Origin of the sequence: Flavobacterium sp. FlaQc-57 (assembly GCF_044007395.1) — a bacterium.
Classification (GTDB): domain Bacteria; phylum Bacteroidota; class Bacteroidia; order Flavobacteriales; family Flavobacteriaceae; genus Flavobacterium.
In genome coordinates, this window is sequence record NZ_JBIPDA010000002.1 from 136469 (window position 1) to 161675 (window position 25207).

A 25207-nucleotide genomic window follows, 5' to 3' on the forward strand; every position below is an offset into this window, starting at 1 on the left:
CAATATAAAACCCACAAATCTCAACAACAACATTCTATGGAGAGTAAAAAAAGTTACATGCCTATTAAAGTCCTTTTCAGTTATGTTGCATTACTGGCTTTGGTTGTTACGGTAGGATGGTTTTTATATTCTGAAAATGTAGTTTATAATAAATTAGAAAATAAAATTGCACTCGAAAAAACCAAGATTCTTAAAGTAAGTAAATTGTTTTCGAATGTTTATAAAACAGAAAGTTTAGCCCGAAAAACAATTCAAAACAATTCTGAGGAAGATTTTAAAAATTATCTGATTGAAACAGATTCTTTGAAATCGAGAATTGATACTTTAAAGCAAATTGTTTCAACACAATATCAAAAAACTTTACTCGATAGCGTTACGTATTTGTTGTCTGAAAAGACGAAAAATATCAGACAGTTAAAGACTATAAAAAACAAAGCCGAAGACGAAGTTTCGGTAAATACCGCTATTGACGAAATCACTAAAATGGAGTTTAAACTTCGAAAACTGGAACTTCAGGATTTCAATAAAAACCCAAATCAATTAGGAAGTTATCAGCGAAATGTACTTCAAAAATATGTCGATTATCTTAATCAGAATATCCCGGATGACAGTACAAACACACTTAGTAAACAAGCTTCTGATTCGATTTTAGCCAATTCGAAAAAACTGCTAAGCAATGTAAAACTGAAGGCTGAGAAGAAAAAGGAATCACTGAATTTTGAAGAAAATAAACTGCTAAAAAATGAAATTGCCATTTCAGATCAGCTTAGGAAAGTACTTCGAATTATCGAAAGAGAAATTATTATTAACTCGATAAAAAACAATTCACTTAAAGAAAAATCGCTTAAAAAAGTCAACGAAATTGTAACTGCATCAGCTATTACTGGTTTAATCTTGACATTGTTTTTCTCGATCTTAATTGTGAGCGATTACTCTAAATCGCAAGTCTATAAAAAACAACTTGAAATTGCCAATTTCAAAACTAAGAATCTACTCAAGAGCCGCGAACAATTGATATCAACAGTTAGTCACGATTTAAAAACGCCTTTGAGTACAATTGTTGGCTATTCTGAACTTTTGGGCAATTCTGATGTGAATACCAAACAATCGTATTTCATTAAAAACATTAAAAACTCATCAGAATATATCACGCAATTGGTACAGGATTTATTGGATTTTTCTCAAATTGAAGCGGGAAAAATTACAATAGAAAAAGTTCCGTTTTTGCTGCCTGAAATTATTGATGAAGTTGCTAAAAGTATTCAAACCGTTTACAAACAAAAAGAGATCGACCTTATTATAAATGTTGACGAGAAGCTTAATACCAGAATTGTTGGCGATCCGTTTCGATTGAAACAAATTTTAAGTAATATTATTGGAAATGCTTATAAGTTTACGGCCGAGGGTTTTATTAAAATTAGCGCATATGTATCTGAGAACAACGAAAATTTCGTTATTTCTATTCAGGATTCCGGAATTGGAATTGAAAAAGGAAATCAGAAATTAGTTTTTGAAGAATTTGCTCAAGCAAATGAAAACATCGAAAAACAATATGGAGGAACTGGTTTAGGCTTGTCTATTTGCCAGAAAATAATTTCTATTTTAGGTGGGAATTTAGCTCTTGAAAGCACTTTTGGAAAAGGAAGTACTTTTAAAATTGAACTTCCGTTGTTGTTTGATCACAGCCAAACCTCTACTGTTGAAGTAAAAAAACCAGTGTTTTTTAGCACTAAAAAACAAACTTTTATCGTTATTGATGACGATATTAATCTCCTGAATTTGACTAGTGGCGTTTTAAGGCAGGAAAAACATGAGGTTTTATCTTTCAACAGTGCTGCAAAAGCTTTAGAGGCGATTCAAAACACTAATTTTGATTTTGTGATAACTGATATACAAATGCCGGAAATGGACGGTTTTACGTTTCTGAAAAAACTAAAAAATTCAGGGTATTCAACTTATAAAAACCAACCTGTAATTGCTTTAACCGGACGAACTGATTTGGATTCTAAGGTTTATGCCGATGCCGGTTTTACAACTGTGATTAAAAAGCCTTATTCGCCTAAAATATTATTAGAAACTATTCAGCTTATTTTAGAGAATGATACTTTGCCGAATGTTGAAATTACTGAAGATGAAGAAAAAACATCATCACAATTGTACTCACTGGAAACCTTAAAAGAGTTTTTAGGCAATGACGATGAAGCTTTGAAAGAGGTCTTGAAATCGTTTATTAAAAGTAGTACTGAAAACATGGCTTCTTTAGAAAATGCAATAATCGAAAAGAATACTGCCGAAATTAATTCAATTGCTCACAGAATTGCTCCAATGTTCAAGCAAATTCAGACAGGTGAGATTAGTGAAATTTTAAAATTTTTAGAAACGAAAGATCTCGAAAATTCTGATTTGACAGCGCTTTACAACTCTCTAAAATCAAAAACAGATTTGCTTTTTGAAGCTTTGAACAAAGAAATTGCTTAATCTATAACCGTTTGGTGCAATTAGTAAAAAAAATCTAACACATAGAATCATAGATTTTAGACTGGGTAAAGAATGTAAAAACGAAATTAGTTTCTTACACATAGTTCTATGTTTGTTAATACAAGTGAAACGCCTAATGAGTAGCACAAAACTATGTTTCTATGTGTTTAAAAATTACACTCAGCGAGTTAATCTATATTGTATTGTTTTAGCTTATTGTAAAGTGTTTTTCTAGTGATCTTAAGTAATTTTGCAGCTTCAGATTTATTGTTTTGTGCCTTTGACAAAGCATGAATAATAGCTTCTTTTTCGTTTTCTGATAATGAAAAACTTCCATTGGCAGTTGGTTGTTTTTGAATCTGAAAAAATTCTGCAGGCAACACTTCACTTTCTATAAAATCGCCTTTTGACAAAAGAGTGGCACGTTTAACGCAATTTTGCAATTCACGTAAATTTCCTGGCCAGCTGTAATTTTGAAAAATCGAAACTACTTCTGGCGAAAATCCGATAATGTCTTTATTTAATTGTTGATTGGCTTTCTCCAGAAAAAAATCTGCAAAAACCATTAAATCTTCGTCTCTGTCTTTTAATGATGGCGACTGAATGGAGAATTCATTGATTCTGTGATATAAATCTTCTCTAAAATCACCATTTTTTACTGCTTCACGCAAATCTTCGTTCGTAGCCGTAATAATGCGTATATCGACGTTTATTTCTTTATTACTTCCAACAGGTTTTATTTTTCGTTCCTGAAGCGCTCTCAATAACTGAATTTGATTTTCATACGAAAGATTTCCTATTTCATCCAGAAAAAGAGTTCCTCCATTTGCTGCTTCAAAATAACCCATTTTATCGTTGATTGCACCAGTGAAAGATCCTTTTAAATGTCCGAAGAATTCACTAGCTGCTAATTCTTTAGGAATCGCTCCACAATCGACCGCAATAAAATTATTATTCTTTCGTAAACTTTGCTGATGAATGCTTTTGGCAATAATTTCTTTACCTGTTCCGCTTTCGCCAATAATCAAAACTGACATATCTGTTGGACTCACCAATTGAATATGATCTAGTAATTTTTTAGATGCGACAGAGATTCCTTTTACAAATTCATTATCTGCAGTAGCTTTCTTCTTTACAGTTTTCTTTTCCTTTGCGGGAATTTCTTCTGTTTCAGTTTCTGAAGCCTTTAATGCATTTGTTATTACTAATAAAACCTCGTCAGGATTGAATGGTTTTGAGATGTAATCTGCGGCACCATTTTTAATTGCTTTTACAGCGGTATTCACATCAGAGTAACCCGTCATTAGTATAACAGGAACCTGAGGATAAGATGTTTTTATTTCAGCCATTAATCCAATACCGTCAGAATCAGGCAAACGAAGATCTGTCAAAATCAAATCAAATGATTCTTTTTTGATTGCTAGTCTTGCCTCTGCAGCAGAGAAAGCAATAGTTACATCGTATGCTTTTTTTATTAGAAACTTCTCTAATAATTTACAAAACGAAATATCGTCTTCGATCAATAATATCTTTGGCATTTGTTTTTAGGGACTTTTTTGCTAAAATAAGACTATTAAAATTGTCTTTTCACAAAATTATGCAAAAAAAAAGAGATTGCGTATCGCAATCTCTTTTTCACCAAAAATCTAAATCTAAATTCACCTAATTATATCTTCAACCAGTTGCCATTGACATCTGAAAAAACAGTAGCCTTCTGGTCACCAACCGATATTTCAAGTTTATATTCTTTCTTTTCGTTTACAAACGCTTTGTCCAGTTTTGCACCCGGATAAGCAGTTTGAAGTGCTGTTTTCACAGCAGCTGGTACAGCATCTGCACTAACTTCTGTATATTCAGTTTGAATAGAAACAGTTATTTTAGCCTGTTCCGGAGTTGTCGCATTACTTGCATAAATTGACAAACCGCCCAAAACGATTGCTGCTGATAAGATTAACTTTTTCATAGTGCGCTCTTTTAATAATTATTTTTTAATGATGTTACCCGAAGCATCTGTATAAACAGTATACTTTTTGTCACCACTTGAAATTTCTAGTTTGTATTCATTCTTTTCGCTTTTATAGGCTTTTTCAAGCTTTGTATTTGGAAAAGATTTTTCGATTGTTGATTTTACAGCTGCAGGAACTGCATCTGCGCCAATCTCTGTAAATTCATCCTGAACAATTACAGATTGAATTGTTGAAGTTTTAACTACAGAGTTAGCTGCCTGAACTGACAAACCTACAAGTACAATTGCTGCTGATAAGATTAACTTTTTCATAATAAATAGTTTTTATGGGTTATTAATAGTTATTTTTTAAGAATGTTACCAGAAGCATCTGTATAAACAGTAGATTTTTCGCCTCTTACGGTGATCTCTATTTTATACTCTTTCTTCTCGTTTACATATGCTTTCTCCAATTTTACACCTGGATAAGCATTGTCTAACGCTGTTTTAATTGCAGCCGGAACGGCATCAATTTCTTTATATTCGTCTTGAATGTTTACTGATTGCACCATTGAACTGGTCACGACAACATTTCCTGCTTGCATTGACAACCCTCCTAACAGGATAGCTGCCGATAAAATTAACTTTTTCATAGTGATAGTTTTTATACGGTTATTTGATTAATTATTTTTTTACCCAAGATCCATCTGCATTAGCATAAAGAGCACCAACTTTGTCTCCTACTGTAATCTCTAATTTATATTGAGAAGCAGTGTTTTTGTATGCTTTGTTAAGCACTGCATCTGGATACGCTTTTTTTAGAGCTTCCGTTACCGCACCTGGCACTTCTTCTACTTTAATTTCTGTGTACTCGTCCTGAATTGAAACTGTTTTTACGATTGTATTTGTGATTGGAGAAGTTGAAGCAAATGATGTTAAACTTCCCAAAACGATTGCGGCTGATAAAAATAAATTTTTCATAGTGTGTATATATTTAAAGTTTGAATAATTAATCTTAAACGATTAAAGAATTATTTTTTAATCCAAGTTCCGTCTGCATTAGCAAAAAGATTTCCAACTTTTTCACCAACTGTTACGTCCAACTTGTATTCTGATTTTTCGTTTTTATATGCTTTTGTAATTACCGCATCTGGATATGCTTTTTTCAAAGCTTCAGTAATAGGAGCTGGCAATTCTTCTAATTTTATTTCTGTGTACTCGTCTGCGATAGAAATCGTTTTTACGATTGTATTTGTGATTGGAGAAGTTGAAGCGAATGATGTTAAACTTCCTAAAACAATTGCGGCTGATAAGAATAAATTTTTCATAATGTGTATATTTTAATTATTTAATAGTTGTTTACGCTTTAGATAATGAAATTATTATGCCGTAAACAAAAATCCCTATGCCAAACTATACAAACTCCCATATTTAAAGGGATTACACAAAAAACAACTAAAAACTCAAACTGTAAAAAAGTGTATACTATTCTAAATCAGTGTGTAAAAAGTAAACACAAAAAGTGTTTACTTGCTAAAAAACAGCAAACCCAACAGGCAAAAAAAACATGTCGGGTTAAATATGATAGAAAATAAAAAGGCTGTCAAAAATTGACAGCCTTCATAAATATTATTCTTCTATAGGATTCATTTTAAAAGTATCCATAAATGCAGTTGTATAATCTCCTGCAATATATCTTGGATCATCCATTAATTGTCTATGGAAAGGTATTGTAGTTTTCACACCTTCGATAACAAATTCATCCAAAGCTCTTCGCATTTTGCTAATTGCTTCTTCACGAGATTGTGCAGTTGTAATTAACTTAGCAATCATTGAGTCGTAATTTGGCGGAATAGTATAACCAGAATATACGTGAGTATCTAAACGTACTCCGTGACCTCCCGGCATATGAAGCGTAGTAATTTTTCCTGGTGAAGGGCGGAAATCATTATATGGATCTTCAGCATTAATACGACATTCAATAGCATGTAATTCCGGCAAATAGTTTTTTCCTGAAATTGGAATTCCAGCTGCAACCATAATTTGCTCACGAATTAAATCATAATCAATAACTTGTTCCGTAATTGGGTGCTCTACCTGAATACGAGTATTCATTTCCATGAAGTAGAAGTTTCTGTGTTTGTCCACTAAAAATTCTACTGTTCCAGCTCCTTCGTATTTAATGAATTCAGCAGCTTTTACAGCAGCTTCTCCCATTGCAGCACGCAATTCGTCTGTCATGAATGGTGAAGGCGTTTCTTCAGTTAATTTTTGGTGACGACGTTGAACAGAACAATCTCTTTCAGAAAGGTGACATGCTTTTCCGTATGAATCACCAACAACTTGAATTTCGATATGACGTGGTTCTTCAATAAGTTTCTCCATGTACATTCCGTCATTTCCAAATGCAGCAGCAGCTTCCTGACGTGCACTTTCCCAAGCTTTCAATAACTCATCTTCTTTCCAAACAGCACGCATTCCTTTTCCACCACCACCAGCAGTTGCTTTAAGCATAACTGGGTAACCAAATTCTTTAGCTAATTGTTGTGTTTGTTCGAAAGATTCTAATAATCCGTCAGAACCTGGTACACATGGAACTCCTGCAGCTTTCATTGTAGCTTTAGCAGAAGCTTTATCTCCCATTTTATCAATCATTTCAGGAGCAGCACCAATAAATTTGATTCCGTGCTCTTGACAAATTTTTGAGAATTTAGCATTCTCAGAAAGAAAACCATATCCTGGATGTATTGCGTCTGCGTTAGTAATTTCGGCAGCAGCAATAATATTTGACATTTTTAAATACGATAAGTTACTTGGAGGGGGACCAATACAAACCGCTTCATCAGCAAACTTAACATGTAAACTTTCTGCATCAGCTGTAGAGTAAACTGCTACAGTTTTAATTCCCATTTCCTTACATGTACGAATTACACGAAGTGCAATTTCTCCTCTATTCGCAATTAATATTTTTTTAAACATCTTTTTAAAATTAGATAATTAGACAATTTGATAATTGGATTATTAGATTTCAGTTACTTTTAAGCATTTCAAAATCTAACAATCTAACGATCTAAAATTAAGATGGATCTACTAAGAATAAAGGTTGATCAAATTCTACCGGAGACATATCATCAACAAGAATTTTCACAATTTTACCTGAAACTTCAGATTCGATTTCATTGAACAATTTCATTGCTTCAATTACACAAAGAACATCACCTTTTGCAATAGTGCTTCCAACTTCAGTGAAAACTGGTTTGTCTGGAGATGGCTTTCTGTAAAAAGTTCCAATAATTGGAGATTTAATAGTAATGAATTTAGAATCTTCAGCCGGAGCCGGAGCATCAGTATTTACGTTTACAACTACTGGTGCTGCTTGTTGAGGAGCAACCGCTTGTGGCAATGCCGCCTGAGCAGGTAATTGTTGTACATAAGTAGTCTCAGTTACATTCCCTTCTAAAGTTGTTCTGATGGTGATTTTTACGTCATCCATTTCTAACTTCACTTCTGCAACTCCCGAATTTGCTACAAATTTGATTAGGTTTTGAATTTCTTTTAAATCCATAATGATTCGTTTTTAGTTTTGATTTATTTTTTATCGTAAGCCCATTTTAGGTAAATAGATCCCCAAGTGAATCCACCACCAAAAGCGGCAAAAATAATATTATCTCCTTTTTTGAATAGGTGTTCAAAGTCGTTTATTACTAAAGGCAAAGTTGCTGAAGTTGTATTACCATATTTTTCAATATTCATTAATACTTTCGAATCATCAAGATTCATTCTGCTTGCAGTTGCGTCAATAATACGTTTATTTGCTTGATGCGGTACTAACCAGTTTACATCTTCGTTAGTCAAATTGTTTCTTTGTACAATCAATTCGCTAGCATCAGCCATATTAGTTACAGCATATTTAAAAACGGTTTTTCCGTCTTGAATAATATTATGTTGTCTGTTTTTTACGGTCTCTTCTGTAGTTGGAATTAGAGAACCTCCGGCAGGAATTTTAAGAAAATCGCGTCCTACACCATCGCTTCGTAAGTATTCATCTTGTAAGCCTAGGCCTTCATAATTTGGTTCGAATAAAACAGCTCCTGCTCCATCTCCAAAAATAATACAAGTTGATCTGTCTGTGTAATCTACAATTGATGACATTTTATCTGCACCAATTAACAACACTTTTTTGTAACGCCCTGACTGTACATAAGCTGCAGCAGTTGACATTCCGTATAAAAAACTTGAACACGCTGCTTGCAAATCATATGCAAATGCATTTGTAGCTCCAATTTCTGTTGCAACATAAACTCCTGTAGAAGCCACCGGCATATCTGCAGTAGCTGTTGCCATAATAACCATATCAATTTCTAACGGATCAATATTAGCTTTTGCTATTAAATCTTGTGCTGCTTTTATGGCAAGAAACGAAGTTCCTTTATCAGCATCTTTAAGAATTCTTCTTTCTTTAATTCCGGTACGAGTAGTAATCCACTCATCATTAGTATCGACCATTGTTTCCAGTACTTTGTTCGAAAGTACAAAATCAGGAACATAGGCTCCAACAGCGGTAATTGCGGCTGTGATTGTATTCATTATATTCTATTATTTCGTTTCAAATACAGTGTATTTGAAAAATTTTTAAAAGACTTGAAAATTACAAAAAAAAACGAAATTAATTTGTAGATATTTTCTTAAAAAAAGAAAATTATAACCAACAAAAAAAACTCTCACTATGTGAGAGTTCTAGTATCATTTACGAAAACGTATTAAGCAACCGCTACAGATTTATCGATAACAACTTGCCCTCTGTAATACATTTTACCTTCATGCCAGTAAGCTCTGTGGTATAAATGTGCTTCTCCAGTAATAGGACATGTAGCGATTTGAGCTACAGTAGCTTTATAATGTGTTCTTCTCTTATCTCTTCTTGTTTTCGAGATTTTTCTCTTAGGATGTGCCATTTTACTATATTATTTATCCGTTAATAGTTGCTTTAATTTGTCCCAACGCGGGTCAATATCTTCTTCTTGTTTACTCTCTTTTTTCTCTTCTTTGATAGTTAGTTCATTCAATTTAGTAAGGGCTTCCGTTTGCAAACTTCCATCTTTTACTCCTGGGTGAACTCGTTTTAACGGCACCGAAAGTGCAATCATTTCATAAATATATTGTGCTACATCTACTTCATGCTCTCCGTGCGGCAAGATCAACAACTCTTCATTATCATTATTGAATTCATCTCCAAAACGAACTATTAATTTCATTTTACCCTTTAGAGGCAAATCAAAATCTTCGCTTGTTAGATCACACGGCACATTTACTGTTCCTTTGTGTTTGAACTCCAACTCTAACATGTTGCTCTTCTTATCTAAAACTAAACCTACTTTGATATCCGAACTTTGAAATTCGTCGTAATCAAAGTTCTCAAAGAACGCGTTACTTATTTGATACTCAAAATGGTGTTTTCCTAGTTTTAATCCTATGAAAGGAATTAAAAATTCTTTTGTTTTGCTCATTTCAACATCAATTTGACCAATTCATATCTAAAACTCAGATACCTGAATTGGGGTGCAAAGATATAAAATTATTATAAAACTAATAATCTTATTCACCTTTTTTTGTTTATAACTGTTTTTCTTTTATTTTAAGAGGTTTTTCGGTAATCTCTTCGTACTGATTACGCGAACGAAAAATATCTATTGCTAGATAAACCGCCTCTTTGAATGAGTTGAAATCTGCCATGTCTTTCCCAGCAATATCATATGCTGTACCATGATCTGGCGATGTTCTAACTCTATTTAAACCTGCTGTATAATTCACTCCTTTTCCGAAAGATAATGTTTTGAACGGAATTAATCCCTGATCGTGATATGTCGCCACAATCGCATCATATTTTTCGTATTGACCACTTCCAAAAAAGCCATCAGCAGGAAATGGACCAAAAACCATTGTTCCGGCATCGAAAATTTTCTTTAAAGTCGGCTTTAAAACCAGATCATCTTCCTTCCCTATAACCCCACCATCTCCTGCATGAGGATTTAATCCTAAAACTGCAATTTTTGGCTTTACTATACTAAAATCCTGAATCAAAGACTTTCTGATTGTTTCAATCTTTCTTGTAATTAATTCTTCTGTCAAATGAGAAGAAACCTCACTTAAAGGCACATGATCGGTCAATAAACCTACTCTTAAATTATCCTGTACCATCATCATAAGAGCATTCCCTTCTAATTCCTGATCCAAATAATCTGTATGTCCCGGAAATTTAAAATCTTCTGACTGGATATTATATTTATTTATTGGCGCTGTTACTAAAACATCAATCACACCTTCTTTCAGAGCTTTGGTTGCCGCAACAAATGATTTTATAGCATACTCGCCAATTTTTTCATCATTTGTTCCCAAATTAATATCAACTCCTTCTCTCCATAAATTAAAGACATTTACTTTTCCTGGTAAAACCTGATCTAATTTATCAACTCCATGAAATTGAACTGTAGATGTAAAACTCTTTTTAACGAATGAAAGTATCTTTGCATTAGCAAAAATAACGGGCGTGCACATCTCCAACATGCGAGAATCTTCGAATGTTTTCAATATAACTTCGCTTCCAATACCGTTTAAATCTCCAATTGAAATTCCAACAATTATATTTTCTGCTCTTTTATTCATGTGCTCAGGTTATTTATTACTAATTTTGATGTGCAAATTTAGTAAAATAAAACAACAATGTTTACAGGAATTATAGAAACCCTAGGAAGAATCCACGAAATACGAAAAGACCAAAATAATCTTCACATTACAGTAGACTCTTCAATCACAAATGAATTAAAAATAGATCAAAGTGTTTCACACAACGGTATCTGCTTAACAGTTGTCGCGATAAAAGACTCATTTTACACCGTTACTGCTATTGACGAAACGATTTTAAAAACAAATATTAGCGACTGGAAAGAAGGCGAAATTGTAAATCTTGAAAGAGGAATGAAGCTTGGAGACCGCCTTGACGGACATATTGTTCAAGGCCACGTTGACCAAACCGGAACCTGCATTAAGATCGAGGAAGCACACGGAAGTTGGAATTACACTTTTGAATACGATAAGAATCTAAGCAATATCACCATCGAAAAAGGATCTATTACGGTGAATGGAGTAAGTCTTACAGTTGTAAACTCTAAAACAAATGAATTTAGCGTTTCGATTATCCCGTATACTTTTGAGAATACAAATTTTAAAAATTTCAAAGTTGGAACAAAAATAAACCTGGAATTTGATGTTGTCGGAAAATACATCTCTCGACTTTATTCAATAAACAAATAATTTTTCAAAATCAATTTCATAAAAAAAGCTTCAATTTACATTGAAGCTTTTTTTATTCTATTTCTGTAAATGACTGCAATTCCTAAAACAACAGCTAATACTACTAAAAACACAATTTGATTATCAATTGGCAATTCTTCTCTTGGCGGTAGTAATGGATCATCAATTTCCGGTGGATCCTCCGCAAGAAGAGTTGAAAAATTTAAAAAAGTAAAAATAAACGCAAAAAAAACAGTCTTTAATCTCTTCATAATTTCAACACGCTGCATCACAGCAAGGTAGGTTATTGATTTTACTCGGCTTAATATAATTCTCACAAAAACAAGGCTTTACAGCTGCTTCTCTGACAAATGTATAAGATTTCCACATAAAAACAATTTTTGACATAAAAAAAGCCTCATAAAAAATATGAGGCTTTTCTGTGGTCCCACCTGGGCTCGAACCAGGGACCACCTGATTATGAGTCAGGTGCTCTAACCAGCTGAGCTATAGGACCGGTTTGAGGATGCAATATTACTACTATTTTTTATTCACTCCAAATATTTTGGGATATGATTTCTATTTAATTTCAAATAACTACATCACTCTTTTAAAACTCAATTGATTTTCAATATCTTATTTAAAATAATTAAAAGAGATTTTTTTATTTAATTTCCTGACAAAGCTCTACTAAAACTCCATTTGTGTTTTTGGGATGCAGAAAAACGACCAATTTATTATCCGCTCCTTTCTTCGGAACTTCATTTATCAATACAAAACCTTCATTTTTAAGCCGAATAATTTCTGCATAAATATCTTCTACATCAAAAGCGATATGATGAATTCCCTCTCCTTTTTTGTCGAGAAATTTAGCAATTGGGCTTTCTGGATTCGTCGCCATCAACAGTTCAATCTTATTGGTTCCAGTCTGAAAAAAAGAAGTCAAAACCCCCTCACTTTCTACTGATTCCATTTTGTACGACGCAACACCTAATAACTTCTCAAACAATACATTTGCATCATTCATATCCTTCACCGCAATACCAATATGTTCTATTTTATTTACCATTTCATTAATTATTGGTTGACATATGTATTAAAATAACCACATTCAGCTATTACATCTTGATAGTATTTTGTATCTGAATAGTCTTTTTTCAGAGTTTTAAAACCGTTCCACGCGATAAAATTAATCTTATCATCATTTGCTTCCCACCAATTTTTCAAATTATCGTACTTATAGTTATAGTACTCATTACGTTCACATTTCGCCAACATATAAATACATTTTGCTTTTTGTTCTTTTGTCGTCGCTGCTTCAAAAGCCTTTTGATAATACATTTTTGGCAAACTACAATTAGTAATCATATTTTTCATCGAACCTCTAAATGAATACGGGCTCGAACCATAACCTACTATACTTATTTCATAAAAGGTTCTTCCGTTTCCAAAATGTGTAATATTATAGAATGCATTCCCTAATAATAAACTATTCGTATAAACATCTTCCTTTTGAGCAAGTTTATCTTGCATAGCTTTTATTGTATTAAGAAATTCAATTTGCGAATATTTCTTCTTTTGATATGCTGCATGATCACAATCATGACAATCTTTAATATTTCCGTTAAACGGATTACCTAAAAAAGTATAAGACTGAACTGAATCCGTTTGCTGAATAAAAGCAATTGCATCTGAAATCTTATTCTTGAATGTTGCCTGAACTGCCTGGAAATTATTAATATCTTTTAATTTCAGCCTATAAATCCCCGCTCCAATTTTTTCTATTTCAGTTTTATTTGACTTAGCCAAAAATGCTTTCATATCAAGTAAATTCTTTTCATCATCATAAAAAGCATTTCCACCTCCCCAATAATAAGAATTAGATTGAGAATCTCCCCCAAATAATTCTACCATTACAGGATTGGACTTTGCCCTATAAAGTGTCGCCAAGTAATTTTTACTCCATTGAGCTGCATTTTGATAACGAAATTCTTGCTCTTTATATGTCTTTGGAAGTTCTTGGTACAACCAATTCAAATCAGCCAAAATTGTTTTTTCATTTTTATCTGTAAGCTTATCAATCTTACTCATATTATTCACAAAACGCAGCAATCTTAATTGATAACCTGACAATTCTGTTTTTGGCATTGTCTTTTCAGCTTTATTAAAATTACCGTCTGCAGCAGCATAATCTCCTTTTAAAGTCTGCAAATAACCCAAAGATATATCCCACAAATATGGCTTTTCTGTATTTCCGCCTGCTGCAATTTTAGAAACCAAATCAAAAGCTTTAGCATTAATTTTACTTTGATTTGCCACTTTGTTTTCAGCAACTGTTTGCTTTTTCACAGGAACATTCTCCTTTACATTTTCCTCAAATGAATTATTTATATCCTGTTCTTGTTTATTAACCAATCGAGTTAACAAATAATTCAAATGCTCACTTTTAGGATCCAATTCATAGATTTTGCCTATCGCCTGCGCTTCATCTTTATAAAAACCATGAATCGCCCAAAGCGCCGCTTTATCTTTACTATTCTTTGCCATTGCCAACGATTTATTCCAATCTACATCGTTTTGCGGACGAAAACTGTATGCCGTAACAATTCTTAATTCCGGATATTTATCAAATACTTGCGCATATAAATAATTGGATGTTGCATATTTTTTTTGCTGATGATTTATTCCGGCAACATACGCAAGAGCACGATAATACAACACATTTTTAACAACAGAAGCTTCGGTTTTATTAAAAAATTCGATCGCTTTCTTCTTATTACTACTATAAAAATAAGCTTTCATGGTAAGAAACCAATATCTGTTTTTCAAAAACGAGTCTGAAGTTGTATTATAAACATTTTCTATTGACTGAATCATTTTTAAATCACCAAAAGTCTTAGCAACAACAGGATCATAACTCCAATAATCCTCTCCTATCGATACAGTTTCTATTTTTTGAGCCAAATATAAAAACTCAACAAAGTTTTTAACTTTTGCATCTTTCAAATTTATCTTTTTACCCCATTTTAACGAAGTTTGATTTTCTTTTTTATTCTTATAGAAAACATGAAGCTGCGTAATATCAACTTTATTTTGAGATGTCTTTTTATCAGAAGAATATCGTGGTGTTTCATCACCAATTAAAAAATAATTTACTGTGGCGGCATCTACTTTTCCTTTTAAATAACCTTCCCAATCTGATTTTATATCATTATTGAACCTCGAATTATGTTGCGTATCAAAACCAATTCCGTAAAAAATATCCCCCGACAAAAAAAGAGGCGAATATGATTTATCCGTAAACGTTTCAGGCGTAAAATTTGAATTATAACCAAAATAATCCCAATCATCACCACCGCCACACGCGTAAATTATTCCGTATGCAAAAAGTAAAACAGCACTAGAAACAAGAAACAACTTGTTCAAAAATATTCTTTTCATAGTTTTTAATATTGAATTCGTCTAAATCGTAAAATATAATTTCTCTTGGAGCCTGAGCTAAATTTCCATCTAAATCTTTTGCCATTTCTATTAAATCTCCAGAGGAAATCGCTTCTATTTTAAGCAAATCATTTTTTTCGTAAAAAGTTCCATTTTTATAATTTGACCTTTTTACTTTAAAAAATATAGTTCCGATTTTTTCAAAATTAGCATCATTTTTAAGTTCACTTACATTCAGTTTTGAGCGTAAACCTATTACTTTTTGATTCCTGATATGAACTGCCCACGAATATATTGGCAATGCCAAATCAAGATGCAATGGGTATTTTTTTAAACTTTCCAGATATCTTTCTGCAACTTTTTTGCTGTAAATAGAATTCAATGAGTCTGGCGAAATCGTTCCCATATTATAATACATCAAAACTCCGGAATCGACACTTGGGATTTTTGTTTTCTTAAAATATTTTACTTGATGTAAGCGAATAGTTGCGGAAAGTTTCTTTTTTGAAAGCTTTTTAAATCGTTCAATAAATTTCAAATAATTCTCTTTACTCTTTAATGTCCAATCGCAATCAATTTGAATTTCCTGACAATTGATTTTGTTTTTAGTATTTATTTCTTCTATCAAATGAATTGTTTTTTGAGCCAAATCGTCAATATTTAGATTCGGCATCAACATGACTTTATTTTGTATAAAAACCACAGGAACTATACCAAAATTATTGATGTTTTCTTGAAAATGAATTGGACTAACCGGAATTGGCTCTTGTGATACAGGATTCAAGCCAATATCAAAATACCGAACATAAAGCTTACTAACGTCGTTATCACGAAGAATCTCTTTTTCGGTCTCAGAAAACCGCAAGATGGTTTTCCAATAATAAAAAGCAATTATTGGCTTTTCATTTTTACCGCATGAAAACAGCAAACAAACCAACAAACCAATCAAAAATCTTTTTAGCAAAACTTAAGAAAAATTACAATTTAACCCAAAAGTAAGAAATTATATATTCTTGATGATTTGAAATTCAAAAAAAACAGGAAAAGCTCAAAGTTGCAAATCCTAATAAATGGATAAAAAATTTCAATTAAAGCAAATATAATCGTTATTTTGTGCAATCAAATTCAGAAACCGTTATGTTGAAAAACAACTTCAGATATATTGCATTTTTATTGGTATTTTTAATGTTGAGTTGCGCCAAAAGAGGCAGCATTACCGGCGGACTAAAAGATACTTTGGCCCCAGTTTTAAAATACAGCTCACCCGAAAACTACAGTACTGATTTTAAAGGAAATGAAATCATCTTAGGTTTTGATGAATATGTTAAGCTTAAAAACCTTAACAAGCAGCTTATTATTTCTCCTCCAATGAAACATGAGCCGCTGATTTTACCCACAAATGCAAGTAAAGTAATAACAATAAAAATAAAAGACACTTTACAGCCAAATACAACTTACAGTTTTAATTTCGGGCAAAGTATCGCAGACAACAACGAAGGAAACGCGATTAATCAATTCAAATATATATTTTCGACAGGATCCTACATAGATTCACTTTCAATTAGCGGAAGAATTAAAGATGCTTACGAAAAAAACGTAGATAATTTTGTTTCCGTAATGCTATATGAAGTCAATGACACTTTTAAAGATTCTGTGATTTACAAACAAAATCCAAGATATATCACAAGCACTTTGGATAGTTTACGAACTTTTAAATTAGAGAATTTAAAGGCTGGAAAATACCTTTTAATGGCCCTGAAAGACAAAGGAGCCAATAACCGATTCAACCCAAAAGATGATAAAATAGGTTTTATCAAACATTTTATTACGGTACCTAATGATACTATTTTTGAGATAGAATTATTTAAAGAAACAGTTCCACTAAAAGCATTAAAACCAATTCAGGCATCAGGAAACAGATTATTACTTCCTTATGAAGGGAAACAAAACTTCAAAATTTCTAAACCAAAAATCACACTAAAACACAACGGTGAGACTCTTGAATCTATTGTTACTGCTTTTCCTAAAAAAGACTCTTTACAAGTTTGGTTCAAACCATTTAAAATAGACAAAACCGATTCATTGTCGATGGATGTAAAAGCAGACCATTTTGATAAAAAATTCAATTTTAAGATTAAAGACCAAAAGAAAGATACTTTGAATATTACACCTGTTCAAAGTGGAATTTTGAATTTTAGAGAGCGATTCACATTAGAATCGGCAACTCCATTGGTTAAGTTCGACAAATCAAAAATAAAATTGATCAATAAAGATTCTCTTGCTGTAGCTTTCACCACTGAATACGATGAATTTGAGCAAAAACTCTATTTCGATTTCAAAAAAGAACCAATGGAAAAATATGACATTACCTTTTTCCCAGGCGCTTTGACTGATTTCTACGAAAAATCAAACGATACTTTGTCTTATAAATTAGGCACTAAAGAATATGCTGACTATGGAAATCTGGTCTTGAATTTACAAAATGTAAAACGTTTCCCGATAATTGTTGAAGCTACCAATGCAAAGGGAGATGTTGTATATGCCAGTGATTATTCTGAAGGCAAAACAAAACTTGAATTTAATTTGTTAGTTCCTGACAAATTCACAATTCGAATAATCTATGACGATAACAAAAACAAAGTCTACGACTCAGGAAGTTATTTAAACAAAACCTACGCCGAAGAAGTCTTTTACTATCAAACAAGTGTAGATGTGCGAATGAATTGGGATGTGGATCAAGCAATTGATTTGAGCGTTCCATTTAATCCTGAAGTAGAGAAAAAACAAGAGGAGAAAAAGAGAAAAGAGGATGCGAAAAAGAGTAAAGCGTTCTAAATTTTAATCTCAAAATCGTCTTTATCATTCAAGAAGTTGAGCCTTTTTCGCATTTCTATCATCGCATTTTTGTCGAGCTCAGCCACAAAAACACCTTCAGTTTCTTGTGGCTCTACAATATAATTGCCCCAAAAGTCAATTAATTGTGAGTGTCCAATATGTTCAAAATTATTATCATCAAGACCAATTCTGTTTACAGCGGCAACATAACTTAAATTTTCGATTGCGCGCGCTTTCAACAAAGCATCCCAAGCATTAGTTCGTACTTTGGGCCAATTGGCAACATATAAAATCAAATCGTAATTTTCAACATTTCGTGCAAAAACCGGAAATCGCAAATCGTAACAAATTTGCAAGCAGATTTTCCAATCTAAATAATCTACAATCACTTTTTGTGTTCCTGCAGTATAAAAAAGGTCTTCTCCCGCTAACGAAAACAAATGACGCTTGTCATAATATTGAATTTCGCCTGACGGATAAACAAATAACATTCTGTTATAATATTGGTTATTATCGAAAATAATTAAACTTCCTGTTATAGCACAATCTTTTTGTTTTGCCATTGATTGCATCCACAGAATAGTTTCTCCTTGCATACTTTCAGCAACTGCCGACGCATTCATGGTAAAACCAGTAGAAAACATTTCAGGAAGTACAATCAGATTAACACTCGAATCGATTTGATTTATTTTCGATTCGAAGTTAATTCTATTTTTAAGAGCGTCTTCCCAATACAAATCTGTTTGAATAAGTGCTATTTTCATATTGACAATCTTTTAAACATAAGATTAAATAAGAACTAAATCAGGGAAAGCCGTTTTATAAGACTTTAATTTCGCGTCTTTAGGATCCACTTCTGTAACAATATAATCAACCTCAGACAGGCTCGCAATTTTCATTTTAAGCACCGTATTAAGCTTTTCGGTAATAGTTATAATCGCAGTCTTTTTAGAAGCCTTAATCATCGCTTTTTTCACCTGTACAGTTTCCCAATCAGAATCAGAATATCCACCGTCAATATCTAATGCATTTGTTCCTAAAATCAGCAAATCAGCTTTTATATTCGCCAATTGATGATATACTTCGCCACTTACACACATTTGACTGTAAGACGATATACTGCCACCAATCATAATAACTTTAATATTGGGTTTATCTAAAAGCTGCACCGCCGTTACTACTGTAATAGTAAAAACAGTCAGATTCAAATCATTTGGAATTAATTGGATAAACTCTCTAATAGTTGTTCCTCCATCAAGTAATAAAACCATACCATCATGCAGCAAACTAACCGTTTTCTGAGCAATGATCTTTTTCGATTCGACTTCATAAGTTTGGTTCGACGAAGAATAATGATATGCTTTGGTCATCGCACCGCCTTTGACTTTAATCAATAACGACTCTGATTCGAGCTCATTAATATCTCTTCTTACCGTATCTTCAGAAACGCCTAACTTAGCCGAGAGGGTTTCGAAACTCACACGAGTATGCAGGTTAATCTCTTTTAGAATATGATTTTTTCGTTCTTCCTTGGTATAATTTATTAATTCACTCTCATTCATTAGAATTCATTTTTATAAATACAAATGTAAAACAATTAGCGCAATTTTATAATTAATCAATTTGACAGCAAACCTCCGGACTAGATAAAAAGCAAAAAACGCATTCAACTTAATGAATGCGTTTTTCTATTTAAAACTAAATGTATTACTATCCTTTTAAGCTTGCTGATAAATACTCACGATTCATACGTGCAATATTCTCAAGAGAAATTCCTTTAGGACACTCTACCTCACAAGCTCCAGTATTGGTACAGTTACCAAAACCTTCGTGATCCATTTGATGCACCATGTTTAAAACACGATCAACAGCTTCGATTTGACCTTGTGGCAATAAAGCATATTGAGATACTTTTGCCGCAACGAATAACATTGCCGATGAGTTTTTACAAGTTGCAACACAAGCTCCACAACCAATACAAGCAGCAGCATCAAATGATTTATCTGCATCATGTTTGTTGATCGGAATTGTATTTGCATCGATTGTATTTCCTGAAGTGTTTACAGAAATAAATCCTCCTGCATGTTGAATTCTGTCAAAAGAACTTCTATCAACAACTAAATCTTTAATTACAGGGAAAGCTTTTGCTCTAAATGGCTCGATAAAAATCGTATCACCATCTTTAAACATACGCATGTGTAATTGACAAGTTGTTACTCCTCTGTCTGGTCCGTGCGCTTCTCCGTTGATAAATAATGAACACATACCGCAGATTCCTTCACGACAATCGTGGTCAAATGCAACTGGTTCTTCTCCTTTGTTGATTAATTGTTCGTTAAGAACATCAAGCATTTCAAGGAAAGACATATCTGGTTCGATTCCGTCGATTGGGTAATCAACAATTCCCCCTTTATCTTGGGCGTTTTTCTGACGCCATATTTTTAATGTAAGTTTCATTTTGTATAAGTTTTAAGTATTAAAAAGTATATCAACTTTTTAAATACTATTTGTAGCTTCTTTGAACTAATTTAATATTTTCGTAAACTAGAGGTTCTTTGTGTAATACAGCATCACTTGGTTTTCCTTTGTATTCCCAAGCTGCAACGTATGCAAAGTTTTCATCATCACGAAGTGCTTCTCCTTCTTCTGTTTGGTATTCTTCACGGAAGTGACCTCCACAAGACTCATTACGGTGCAATGCATCTTTCGCGAACAATTCTCCTAACTCTAAGAAATCGGCAACACGTGTCGCTTTCTCTAATTCCTGATTAAATTCGTTAGCGCTTCCAGGAACTTTTACATCTTTATAAAACTCTTCACGTAAAGCAGCAATCTCGACAATAGCCTCAGACAATCCTTTAGCATTACGAGCCATACCTACTTTATCCCACATGATTTTTCCTAATTTCTTGTGGAAATAATCTACAGAATGAGTTCCTTTATTATTGATAAATCTATCGATTTGATCTTTTACTTCTTTTTCTGCTGCTACGAATTCTGGTAAATCTGTAGAAATTTCTCCCATTTTAATATCCGGAGCTAAATAATCTCCAATAGTATAAGGCAATACGAAATATCCATCAGCCAAACCTTGCATTAAAGCAGAAGCTCCAAGTCTGTTTGCTCCGTGATCAGAGAAGTTAGATTCTCCAATTGAGAAACATCCAGGAATTGTAGTCATTAAGTTATAATCAACCCAAGTTCCACCCATTGTGTAGTGAACCGCTGGGTAAATCATCATTGGTGTAGTATAAGGATCTTCGTCAACGATTTTGTAATACATTTGGAATAAGTTTCCGTATTTACTTTTCACGATTTCAGCTCCTAATTTAGTTACCAATGTAGCATCATTAGCATCTAAACCTTTTACAAATGCTTCTTCAGTTCCGTAACGTTTGATCGCTGCTGCGAAATCTAAGTAAACAGCTTCTCCGGTTTTGTTAACACCAAAACCAGCATCACATCTTTCTTTTGCAGCACGAGACGCAACGTCACGAGGTACTAAGTTACCAAAAGCAGGATATCTTCTTTCTAAGAAATAATCTCTCTCAGCTTCAGATAAATCAGTTGCTTTTTTCTTTCCTTCACGGATTGCTTTAGCATCTTCTTGTTTTGCAGGAACCCAAATACGACCATCATTACGTAAAGATTCAGACATCAAAGTCAATTTTGACTGGTGATCTCCTGAAACCGGAATACAAGTTGGGTGAATTTGTGTGTAACAAGGATTTGCGAAAAACGCTCCTTTTTTATGTATTTTCCAAGCTGCTGTTGCGTTACTTCCCATAGCATTTGTTGAAAGGAAAAATACGTTTCCGTATCCTCCAGAACCAACTACTACCGCGTGAGCAGAATGTCTTTCTATTTCTCCAGTGATTAAGTTACGAGCGATAATACCTCTCGCTTTTCCGTTCACGATAACAATGTCCAGCATTTCGTGACGGTTGTACATTTTTACTTTTCCACGACCAATCTGACGGTTCATTGCAGAATAAGCTCCTAACAATAATTGTTGTCCGGTTTGTCCTTGTGCGTAAAAAGTACGAGAAACTAATGTTCCTCCAAAAGAACGGTTATCTAAAAGTCCACCATATTCACGAGCCAATGGCACCCCTTGAGCCACACATTGGTCAATAATATTAGCAGAGACTTCAGCCAAACGGTGAACGTTTGCCTCACGTGCACGGTAGTCACCACCTTTTACAGTATCGTAGAACAATCTGTAAACTGAGTCACCATCACCTTTATAATTTTTTGCTGCATTGATACCACCTTGTGCTGCAATAGAGTGCGCACGACGAGGTGAATCTTGAAAACAGAAAGCTTTTACGTTATACCCTTGCTCAGCCAAAGTAGCCGCAGCTGAACCTCCAGCCAAACCAGTACCAACAATGATAATATCTAAATTACGTTTGTTTGCAGGGTTTACTAAATTAATATGATCTTTATAATCTGTCCATTTGTCCGATATTGGGCCGTGTGGAATTTTTGAATCTAATGCCATTATAATTTATATTAATTATTGAAATGATGAAATAATGCGATTATGACGAAAAGTGCTGGTACTACTACCGCAAAGCCATAACCGATTTTACTTAAAAATCTAGAATATTTATTGTTCATTCCTACTGATTGAAGAGAAGAACTGAATCCGTGCCAAAGGTGAAACCCTAATAACACAAATGAAATACAATAAATACCTGTACGAATTGGATCATGAAATTTATGAACTAATTCTCCATAATACCTTGTGGCATCTGGTGCTGTACCTGCAATATATTTATAGGTAACTTCAGGAAACCAAAAATCATAGAAATGCAATCCTAAGAAAGCCAAAATAACCAACCCAGAAATAATCATATTTCTTGAGCTCCAAGAAGCATTCGCTGCTCCATTGTATTTTGCATAAGCAATTGGTCTTGCAGCGCTATTTTGAGCAGTCAAAACAAATCCCATTACGAAATGGAAAATTACTCCGATTGCTAAAACTGGTTGCATTACATATTGAATCAGCGGATTGTATCCCATAAAGTGAGATGCTTCGTTAAAAACATTTTCACTAATAATAGAAATAAAATTTAAGGAAACATGCAGCGCTAAAAACGTGATTAAGAATATTCCCGAAAGAGCCATAGCCACTTTCTTTAAGATGGAAGCATTCAATAGTGCAGATTGTGCCATAATTGTTTAAGTAGTTTGTTTTAAAAAATTATACAAAAATAAAGCAATTAGACATGAACTACAACCATTTCGTTGTTATTTATAATGATTTTAAAGAGCTTTCTTCGATAATTCTACAAATTATTTAAAAACAATAAACTAGGGTTTATTACAAAGCTATTTTAACAGAATCTTGGTTTTTATATAATTACCAAATTGTTATTTTTTACTGCTTTTTGACTTCTTTTCCTCAAAAATAAAGTCATCATGAATTTTAATGACCGAAAACAAGTGAATTTTAATAGCATAATTTTACCTTTATCGGCTTCAAAAAAAATGAGAATGAAAACAGGAATTGATGCTATCTCTTTTGATGTAGCCAACATACATTTACCCATAAAGACTTTGGCAATTGCCAGAAATATTGAACCCGAAAAACTAGAAAAAGGACTCGGATTAATTAAAATGACTTTGCCTGACGTTCATCAGGATGCTGTAGTTTTTGGAGCAAACGCTTTAACAAAACTAATTCTTGAAAACGAAATAAACCTAAACGAGATAAGCCGGATTTATGTTGGAACTGAAAGCGGAATTGACAGCTCTAAACCAATTAGTTCTTTTTTAATTAGTTTAATGGAACAAAAATTTGGCGAAGATTCTTTAACCGAATGCGATGTGGTTGATTTTACTTTTGCCTGTATTGGCGGTGTTGATGCGCTACAAAACTGCATCGATTTTGTAAAATTAAATCCAACTAAAAAAGCAATTGTCGTTACAACTGATTTTGCCAAATACGACTTAAATTCAACCGGAGAATACACTCAAGGTGCTGGAGCCTTGGCAATGCTTGTAACATCGAATCCTAGAATTATTGCTTTTGATGACAATTGGGCAATAAGCACAAAAGGTGTTTTTGATTTCTTTAAACCTTACAGAAGCATCTCAAAAGCTGCGATTACACAAAACGAAAATAACGATACTTGGTTCGACAATTTAGAAGCCGAGATTGAAATTCATAAAGACCAACCGGTTTTTGACGGACAATATTCGAATCAATGTTATATGGATCGTACGCGTAATGCTTACTTTTCATTCAAGAAATTAAAAAACACTACCGAAACTTTATACAATACCTGGAACAGCATTATCATGCATCTTCCGTATTCTTTTCAGGGACGCAGAATGTTGTCTGAGATCTATGCTTTAGATCACGCTGATAAAATTATTGCAGAAAATATCGAACCAGCAGATTATCAAACTAAAATTAAAGAAGTTGGAAAATCTGATGAGTACAGAAAATTTGTAACCGACAAATTGCAACCTGCAGAATTGGCTTCATCGCTAATTGGGAATCTATATACGGGTTCTATTTTCATGGGATTATTATCGACTTTGGCTCATTATTATGATACAAAACAAGAAGTTGCCGGAACTAAATTTGGATTCCTTGCTTACGGAAGCGGATCGAAATCGAAAGTTTTTGAAGGAACGATTCAACCGGAATGGCAATCGGCTTTAGCCAAAACAAAGCTTTTTGAAAACTTAGAAGAAAGCACAGAAATTGGTTTTGAAGCTTACGAAAGCCTTCATAAAAAAGAACAAAAACAAAGCATTAGAACTCCTAAAAACGAATGGGTTTTAGATCGAATCGAAAAAGAAATTCCTAATTTAATTGGTGCGCGCTATTACAAATGGATCGATTAAATTAATTGAAAACCGAAGCAAATTGCTTCGGTTTTTTTTATGCCAAAGTCTAAAAGTCAAAAGAATTTTCTAATTATATCATTGACTTATTTTCTAATTAGAAAAATCAATCCTTCTTATGCTGTTCAGTATAATTTTGATTTCCTTTTAATGCTTGATCCTGCACATTCATTCCGTTTGCCATACCTAACATAAAGGCCGTCATAATTAAAATTATTTTTCTTTTCAACCAATGAAGTGGTCGCTTAGATTGCTCTAAACGTGTTTTATTTTTGTGTTTATACATTTTGAAAATGATAAATGATTAGACATTATTTTATCATCTTATGCTTTAAATAGCATAAATACTTAGAA

Annotated in this window: 26 protein-coding genes and 1 tRNA gene; 4 read left to right on the plus strand and 23 right to left on the minus strand. The window is 33.2% G+C overall.

Annotation, left to right across the window (positions count from 1 at the left end):
- Positions 1–36: 36 nt before the first annotated feature.
- Complete coding sequence (locus ACHRVZ_RS06585; protein WP_395421429.1) at positions 37–2478, plus strand: hybrid sensor histidine kinase/response regulator; 2442 nt, start codon at positions 37–39, stop codon at positions 2476–2478.
- Between the two features lie 188 nt (positions 2479–2666).
- On the opposite strand, the gene ACHRVZ_RS06590 is transcribed toward ACHRVZ_RS06585, so the two are convergent.
- From ACHRVZ_RS06590 to pdxA, 12 genes are all read right to left on the minus strand, one after another.
- Positions 2667–4016 (minus strand): sigma-54-dependent transcriptional regulator, encoded by a 1350-nt coding sequence (locus ACHRVZ_RS06590; protein WP_395421431.1) that lies wholly within the window; start codon positions 4014–4016, stop codon positions 2667–2669.
- Between the two features lie 128 nt (positions 4017–4144).
- The gene (locus ACHRVZ_RS06595) at positions 4145–4441 is read right to left on the minus strand and encodes a hypothetical protein (RefSeq protein WP_395421433.1); all 297 of its coding nucleotides are present in this window, start codon (positions 4439–4441) and stop codon (positions 4145–4147) included.
- Positions 4442–4459: 18 nt separating this feature from the next.
- Positions 4460–4756, minus strand: a complete 297-nt coding sequence (locus ACHRVZ_RS06600) for a hypothetical protein (protein ID WP_395421435.1) — start codon at positions 4754–4756, stop codon at positions 4460–4462.
- A 29-nt stretch (positions 4757–4785) separates the two neighbouring features.
- Positions 4786–5076, minus strand: coding sequence for a hypothetical protein (locus ACHRVZ_RS06605; RefSeq protein WP_395421437.1), 291 nt, complete (start codon positions 5074–5076; stop codon positions 4786–4788).
- 31 nt (positions 5077–5107) lie between these two features.
- On the minus strand, positions 5108–5404 hold the full coding sequence (locus ACHRVZ_RS06610; RefSeq protein WP_395421438.1) for a hypothetical protein: 297 nt from the start codon (positions 5402–5404) through the stop codon (positions 5108–5110).
- A 50-nt stretch (positions 5405–5454) separates the two neighbouring features.
- Positions 5455–5751 carry a hypothetical protein gene (locus tag ACHRVZ_RS06615; RefSeq protein WP_395421440.1) on the minus strand — a complete coding sequence of 99 codons (297 nt, stop codon included), beginning with the start codon at positions 5749–5751 and terminating at the stop codon, positions 5455–5457.
- A gap of 301 nt (positions 5752–6052) precedes the next feature.
- Positions 6053–7402: an acetyl-CoA carboxylase biotin carboxylase subunit gene (accC, locus tag ACHRVZ_RS06620; RefSeq protein ID WP_395421442.1), complete on the minus strand. Its 1350-nt coding sequence runs from the start codon at positions 7400–7402 to the stop codon at positions 6053–6055.
- A gap of 97 nt (positions 7403–7499) precedes the next feature.
- Positions 7500–7988: an acetyl-CoA carboxylase biotin carboxyl carrier protein gene (gene accB / locus ACHRVZ_RS06625; RefSeq protein ID WP_395421443.1), complete on the minus strand. Its 489-nt coding sequence runs from the start codon at positions 7986–7988 to the stop codon at positions 7500–7502.
- A gap of 23 nt (positions 7989–8011) precedes the next feature.
- Positions 8012–9010 carry a beta-ketoacyl-ACP synthase III gene (locus ACHRVZ_RS06630; protein WP_395421445.1) on the minus strand — a complete coding sequence of 333 codons (999 nt, stop codon included), beginning with the start codon at positions 9008–9010 and terminating at the stop codon, positions 8012–8014.
- Between the two features lie 173 nt (positions 9011–9183).
- Positions 9184–9378, minus strand: a complete 195-nt coding sequence (rpmF, locus tag ACHRVZ_RS06635; RefSeq protein ID WP_007137315.1) for a 50S ribosomal protein L32 — start codon at positions 9376–9378, stop codon at positions 9184–9186.
- Positions 9379–9387: 9 nt separating this feature from the next.
- Entirely contained in the window at positions 9388–9930 is a 543-nt protein-coding gene (locus tag ACHRVZ_RS06640) for a YceD family protein (RefSeq protein ID WP_395421447.1), read from the minus strand.
- A gap of 106 nt (positions 9931–10036) precedes the next feature.
- Entirely contained in the window at positions 10037–11086 is a 1050-nt protein-coding gene (gene pdxA, locus ACHRVZ_RS06645; RefSeq protein ID WP_395421449.1) for a 4-hydroxythreonine-4-phosphate dehydrogenase PdxA, read from the minus strand.
- Between the two features lie 57 nt (positions 11087–11143).
- On the opposite strand from pdxA, the gene ACHRVZ_RS06650 reads away from it, so the two are divergent.
- Positions 11144–11734: a riboflavin synthase gene (locus ACHRVZ_RS06650; protein ID WP_395421451.1), complete on the plus strand. Its 591-nt coding sequence runs from the start codon at positions 11144–11146 to the stop codon at positions 11732–11734.
- A gap of 35 nt (positions 11735–11769) precedes the next feature.
- On the opposite strand, the gene ACHRVZ_RS06655 is transcribed toward ACHRVZ_RS06650, so the two are convergent.
- The 5 genes from ACHRVZ_RS06655 to ACHRVZ_RS06675 form a co-directional block, all read right to left on the minus strand.
- Positions 11770–12051, minus strand: a complete 282-nt coding sequence (locus tag ACHRVZ_RS06655; RefSeq protein WP_395421453.1) for a hypothetical protein — start codon at positions 12049–12051, stop codon at positions 11770–11772.
- A 105-nt stretch (positions 12052–12156) separates the two neighbouring features.
- Positions 12157–12230 (minus strand) — tRNA-Ile (locus ACHRVZ_RS06660).
- A 147-nt stretch (positions 12231–12377) separates the two neighbouring features.
- Positions 12378–12782 carry a methylmalonyl-CoA epimerase gene (mce, locus tag ACHRVZ_RS06665; protein WP_395421455.1) on the minus strand — a complete coding sequence of 135 codons (405 nt, stop codon included), beginning with the start codon at positions 12780–12782 and terminating at the stop codon, positions 12378–12380.
- Between the two features lie 8 nt (positions 12783–12790).
- Positions 12791–15154, minus strand: coding sequence for a hypothetical protein (locus ACHRVZ_RS06670; protein ID WP_395421457.1), 2364 nt, complete (start codon positions 15152–15154; stop codon positions 12791–12793).
- Positions 15114–16118 (minus strand): hypothetical protein, encoded by a 1005-nt coding sequence (locus ACHRVZ_RS06675; protein ID WP_395421459.1) that lies wholly within the window; start codon positions 16116–16118, stop codon positions 15114–15116. Before ACHRVZ_RS06675 ends, ACHRVZ_RS06670 begins: the two co-directional genes overlap by 41 nt.
- Before the next feature lie 173 nt (positions 16119–16291).
- Here ACHRVZ_RS06675 and ACHRVZ_RS06680 point away from each other — a divergent pair, with 173 nt between their 5' ends.
- The gene (locus ACHRVZ_RS06680) at positions 16292–17989 is read left to right on the plus strand and encodes an Ig-like domain-containing protein (RefSeq protein WP_395422497.1); all 1698 of its coding nucleotides are present in this window, start codon (positions 16292–16294) and stop codon (positions 17987–17989) included.
- Here ACHRVZ_RS06680 and ACHRVZ_RS06685 read toward each other — a convergent pair.
- The 5 genes from ACHRVZ_RS06685 to ACHRVZ_RS06705 form a co-directional block, all read right to left on the minus strand.
- Positions 17986–18753, minus strand: a complete 768-nt coding sequence (locus ACHRVZ_RS06685; RefSeq protein WP_395421461.1) for an amidohydrolase — start codon at positions 18751–18753, stop codon at positions 17986–17988. The two genes, ACHRVZ_RS06680 and ACHRVZ_RS06685, sit on opposite strands and share 4 nt — an antisense overlap.
- 24 nt (positions 18754–18777) lie before the next feature.
- Positions 18778–19551 (minus strand): DeoR/GlpR family DNA-binding transcription regulator, encoded by a 774-nt coding sequence (locus tag ACHRVZ_RS06690; RefSeq protein ID WP_395421462.1) that lies wholly within the window; start codon positions 19549–19551, stop codon positions 18778–18780.
- A gap of 148 nt (positions 19552–19699) precedes the next feature.
- Positions 19700–20446 (minus strand): succinate dehydrogenase/fumarate reductase iron-sulfur subunit, encoded by a 747-nt coding sequence (locus tag ACHRVZ_RS06695; RefSeq protein WP_140508310.1) that lies wholly within the window; start codon positions 20444–20446, stop codon positions 19700–19702.
- A 46-nt stretch (positions 20447–20492) separates the two neighbouring features.
- Complete coding sequence (locus ACHRVZ_RS06700; RefSeq protein WP_395421464.1) at positions 20493–22493, minus strand: fumarate reductase/succinate dehydrogenase flavoprotein subunit; 2001 nt, start codon at positions 22491–22493, stop codon at positions 20493–20495.
- Between the two features lie 11 nt (positions 22494–22504).
- Positions 22505–23170 (minus strand): succinate dehydrogenase cytochrome b subunit, encoded by a 666-nt coding sequence (locus tag ACHRVZ_RS06705; RefSeq protein ID WP_041518550.1) that lies wholly within the window; start codon positions 23168–23170, stop codon positions 22505–22507.
- A gap of 321 nt (positions 23171–23491) precedes the next feature.
- Between ACHRVZ_RS06705 and ACHRVZ_RS06710 the strand changes: the two genes are divergently transcribed.
- Positions 23492–24853: a hydroxymethylglutaryl-CoA synthase family protein gene (locus ACHRVZ_RS06710; RefSeq protein WP_395421466.1), complete on the plus strand. Its 1362-nt coding sequence runs from the start codon at positions 23492–23494 to the stop codon at positions 24851–24853.
- Positions 24854–24959: 106 nt separating this feature from the next.
- Here ACHRVZ_RS06710 and ACHRVZ_RS06715 read toward each other — a convergent pair whose 3' ends face one another.
- Entirely contained in the window at positions 24960–25139 is a 180-nt protein-coding gene (locus ACHRVZ_RS06715; protein ID WP_395421468.1) for a hypothetical protein, read from the minus strand.
- Positions 25140–25207 lie beyond the last annotated feature (68 nt).

What these genes read in the sequence shown, in the direction of transcription:
- accB (WP_395421443.1), bottom strand. Translation starts at nt 7,988, where the DNA reads ATGGATTTAAAAGAAATTCAAAACCTAATCAAATTTGTAGCAAATTCG.
- ACHRVZ_RS06590 (WP_395421431.1), bottom strand. Translation starts at nt 4,016, where the DNA reads ATGCCAAAGATATTATTGATCGAAGACGATATTTCGTTTTGTAAATTA.
- ACHRVZ_RS06640 (WP_395421447.1), bottom strand. Translation starts at nt 9,930, where the DNA reads ATGAGCAAAACAAAAGAATTTTTAATTCCTTTCATAGGATTAAAACTA.
- ACHRVZ_RS06585 (WP_395421429.1), top strand. Translation starts at nt 37, where the DNA reads ATGGAGAGTAAAAAAAGTTACATGCCTATTAAAGTCCTTTTCAGTTAT.
- ACHRVZ_RS06595 (WP_395421433.1), bottom strand. Translation starts at nt 4,441, where the DNA reads ATGAAAAAGTTAATCTTATCAGCAGCAATCGTTTTGGGCGGTTTGTCA.
- rpmF (WP_007137315.1), bottom strand. Translation starts at nt 9,378, where the DNA reads ATGGCACATCCTAAGAGAAAAATCTCGAAAACAAGAAGAGATAAGAGA.
- accC (WP_395421442.1), bottom strand. Translation starts at nt 7,402, where the DNA reads ATGTTTAAAAAAATATTAATTGCGAATAGAGGAGAAATTGCACTTCGT.
- mce (WP_395421455.1), bottom strand. Translation starts at nt 12,782, where the DNA reads ATGGTAAATAAAATAGAACATATTGGTATTGCGGTGAAGGATATGAAT.
- ACHRVZ_RS06600 (WP_395421435.1), bottom strand. Translation starts at nt 4,756, where the DNA reads ATGAAAAAGTTAATCTTATCAGCAGCAATTGTACTTGTAGGTTTGTCA.
- ACHRVZ_RS06705 (WP_041518550.1), bottom strand. Translation starts at nt 23,170, where the DNA reads ATGGCACAATCTGCACTATTGAATGCTTCCATCTTAAAGAAAGTGGCT.
- ACHRVZ_RS06630 (WP_395421445.1), bottom strand. Translation starts at nt 9,010, where the DNA reads ATGAATACAATCACAGCCGCAATTACCGCTGTTGGAGCCTATGTTCCT.
- ACHRVZ_RS06715 (WP_395421468.1), bottom strand. Translation starts at nt 25,139, where the DNA reads ATGTATAAACACAAAAATAAAACACGTTTAGAGCAATCTAAGCGACCA.
- ACHRVZ_RS06610 (WP_395421438.1), bottom strand. Translation starts at nt 5,404, where the DNA reads ATGAAAAATTTATTTTTATCAGCCGCAATCGTTTTGGGAAGTTTAACA.
- ACHRVZ_RS06615 (WP_395421440.1), bottom strand. Translation starts at nt 5,751, where the DNA reads ATGAAAAATTTATTCTTATCAGCCGCAATTGTTTTAGGAAGTTTAACA.
- ACHRVZ_RS06650 (WP_395421451.1), top strand. Translation starts at nt 11,144, where the DNA reads ATGTTTACAGGAATTATAGAAACCCTAGGAAGAATCCACGAAATACGA.
- ACHRVZ_RS06710 (WP_395421466.1), top strand. Translation starts at nt 23,492, where the DNA reads ATGAAAACAGGAATTGATGCTATCTCTTTTGATGTAGCCAACATACAT.
- ACHRVZ_RS06670 (WP_395421457.1), bottom strand. Translation starts at nt 15,154, where the DNA reads ATGAAAAGAATATTTTTGAACAAGTTGTTTCTTGTTTCTAGTGCTGTT.
- pdxA (WP_395421449.1), bottom strand. Translation starts at nt 11,086, where the DNA reads ATGAATAAAAGAGCAGAAAATATAATTGTTGGAATTTCAATTGGAGAT.
- ACHRVZ_RS06605 (WP_395421437.1), bottom strand. Translation starts at nt 5,076, where the DNA reads ATGAAAAAGTTAATTTTATCGGCAGCTATCCTGTTAGGAGGGTTGTCA.
- ACHRVZ_RS06685 (WP_395421461.1), bottom strand. Translation starts at nt 18,753, where the DNA reads ATGAAAATAGCACTTATTCAAACAGATTTGTATTGGGAAGACGCTCTT.
- ACHRVZ_RS06680 (WP_395422497.1), top strand. Translation starts at nt 16,292, where the DNA reads ATGTTGAAAAACAACTTCAGATATATTGCATTTTTATTGGTATTTTTA.
- ACHRVZ_RS06700 (WP_395421464.1), bottom strand. Translation starts at nt 22,493, where the DNA reads ATGGCATTAGATTCAAAAATTCCACACGGCCCAATATCGGACAAATGG.
- ACHRVZ_RS06690 (WP_395421462.1), bottom strand. Translation starts at nt 19,551, where the DNA reads ATGAATGAGAGTGAATTAATAAATTATACCAAGGAAGAACGAAAAAAT.
- ACHRVZ_RS06695 (WP_140508310.1), bottom strand. Translation starts at nt 20,446, where the DNA reads ATGAAACTTACATTAAAAATATGGCGTCAGAAAAACGCCCAAGATAAA.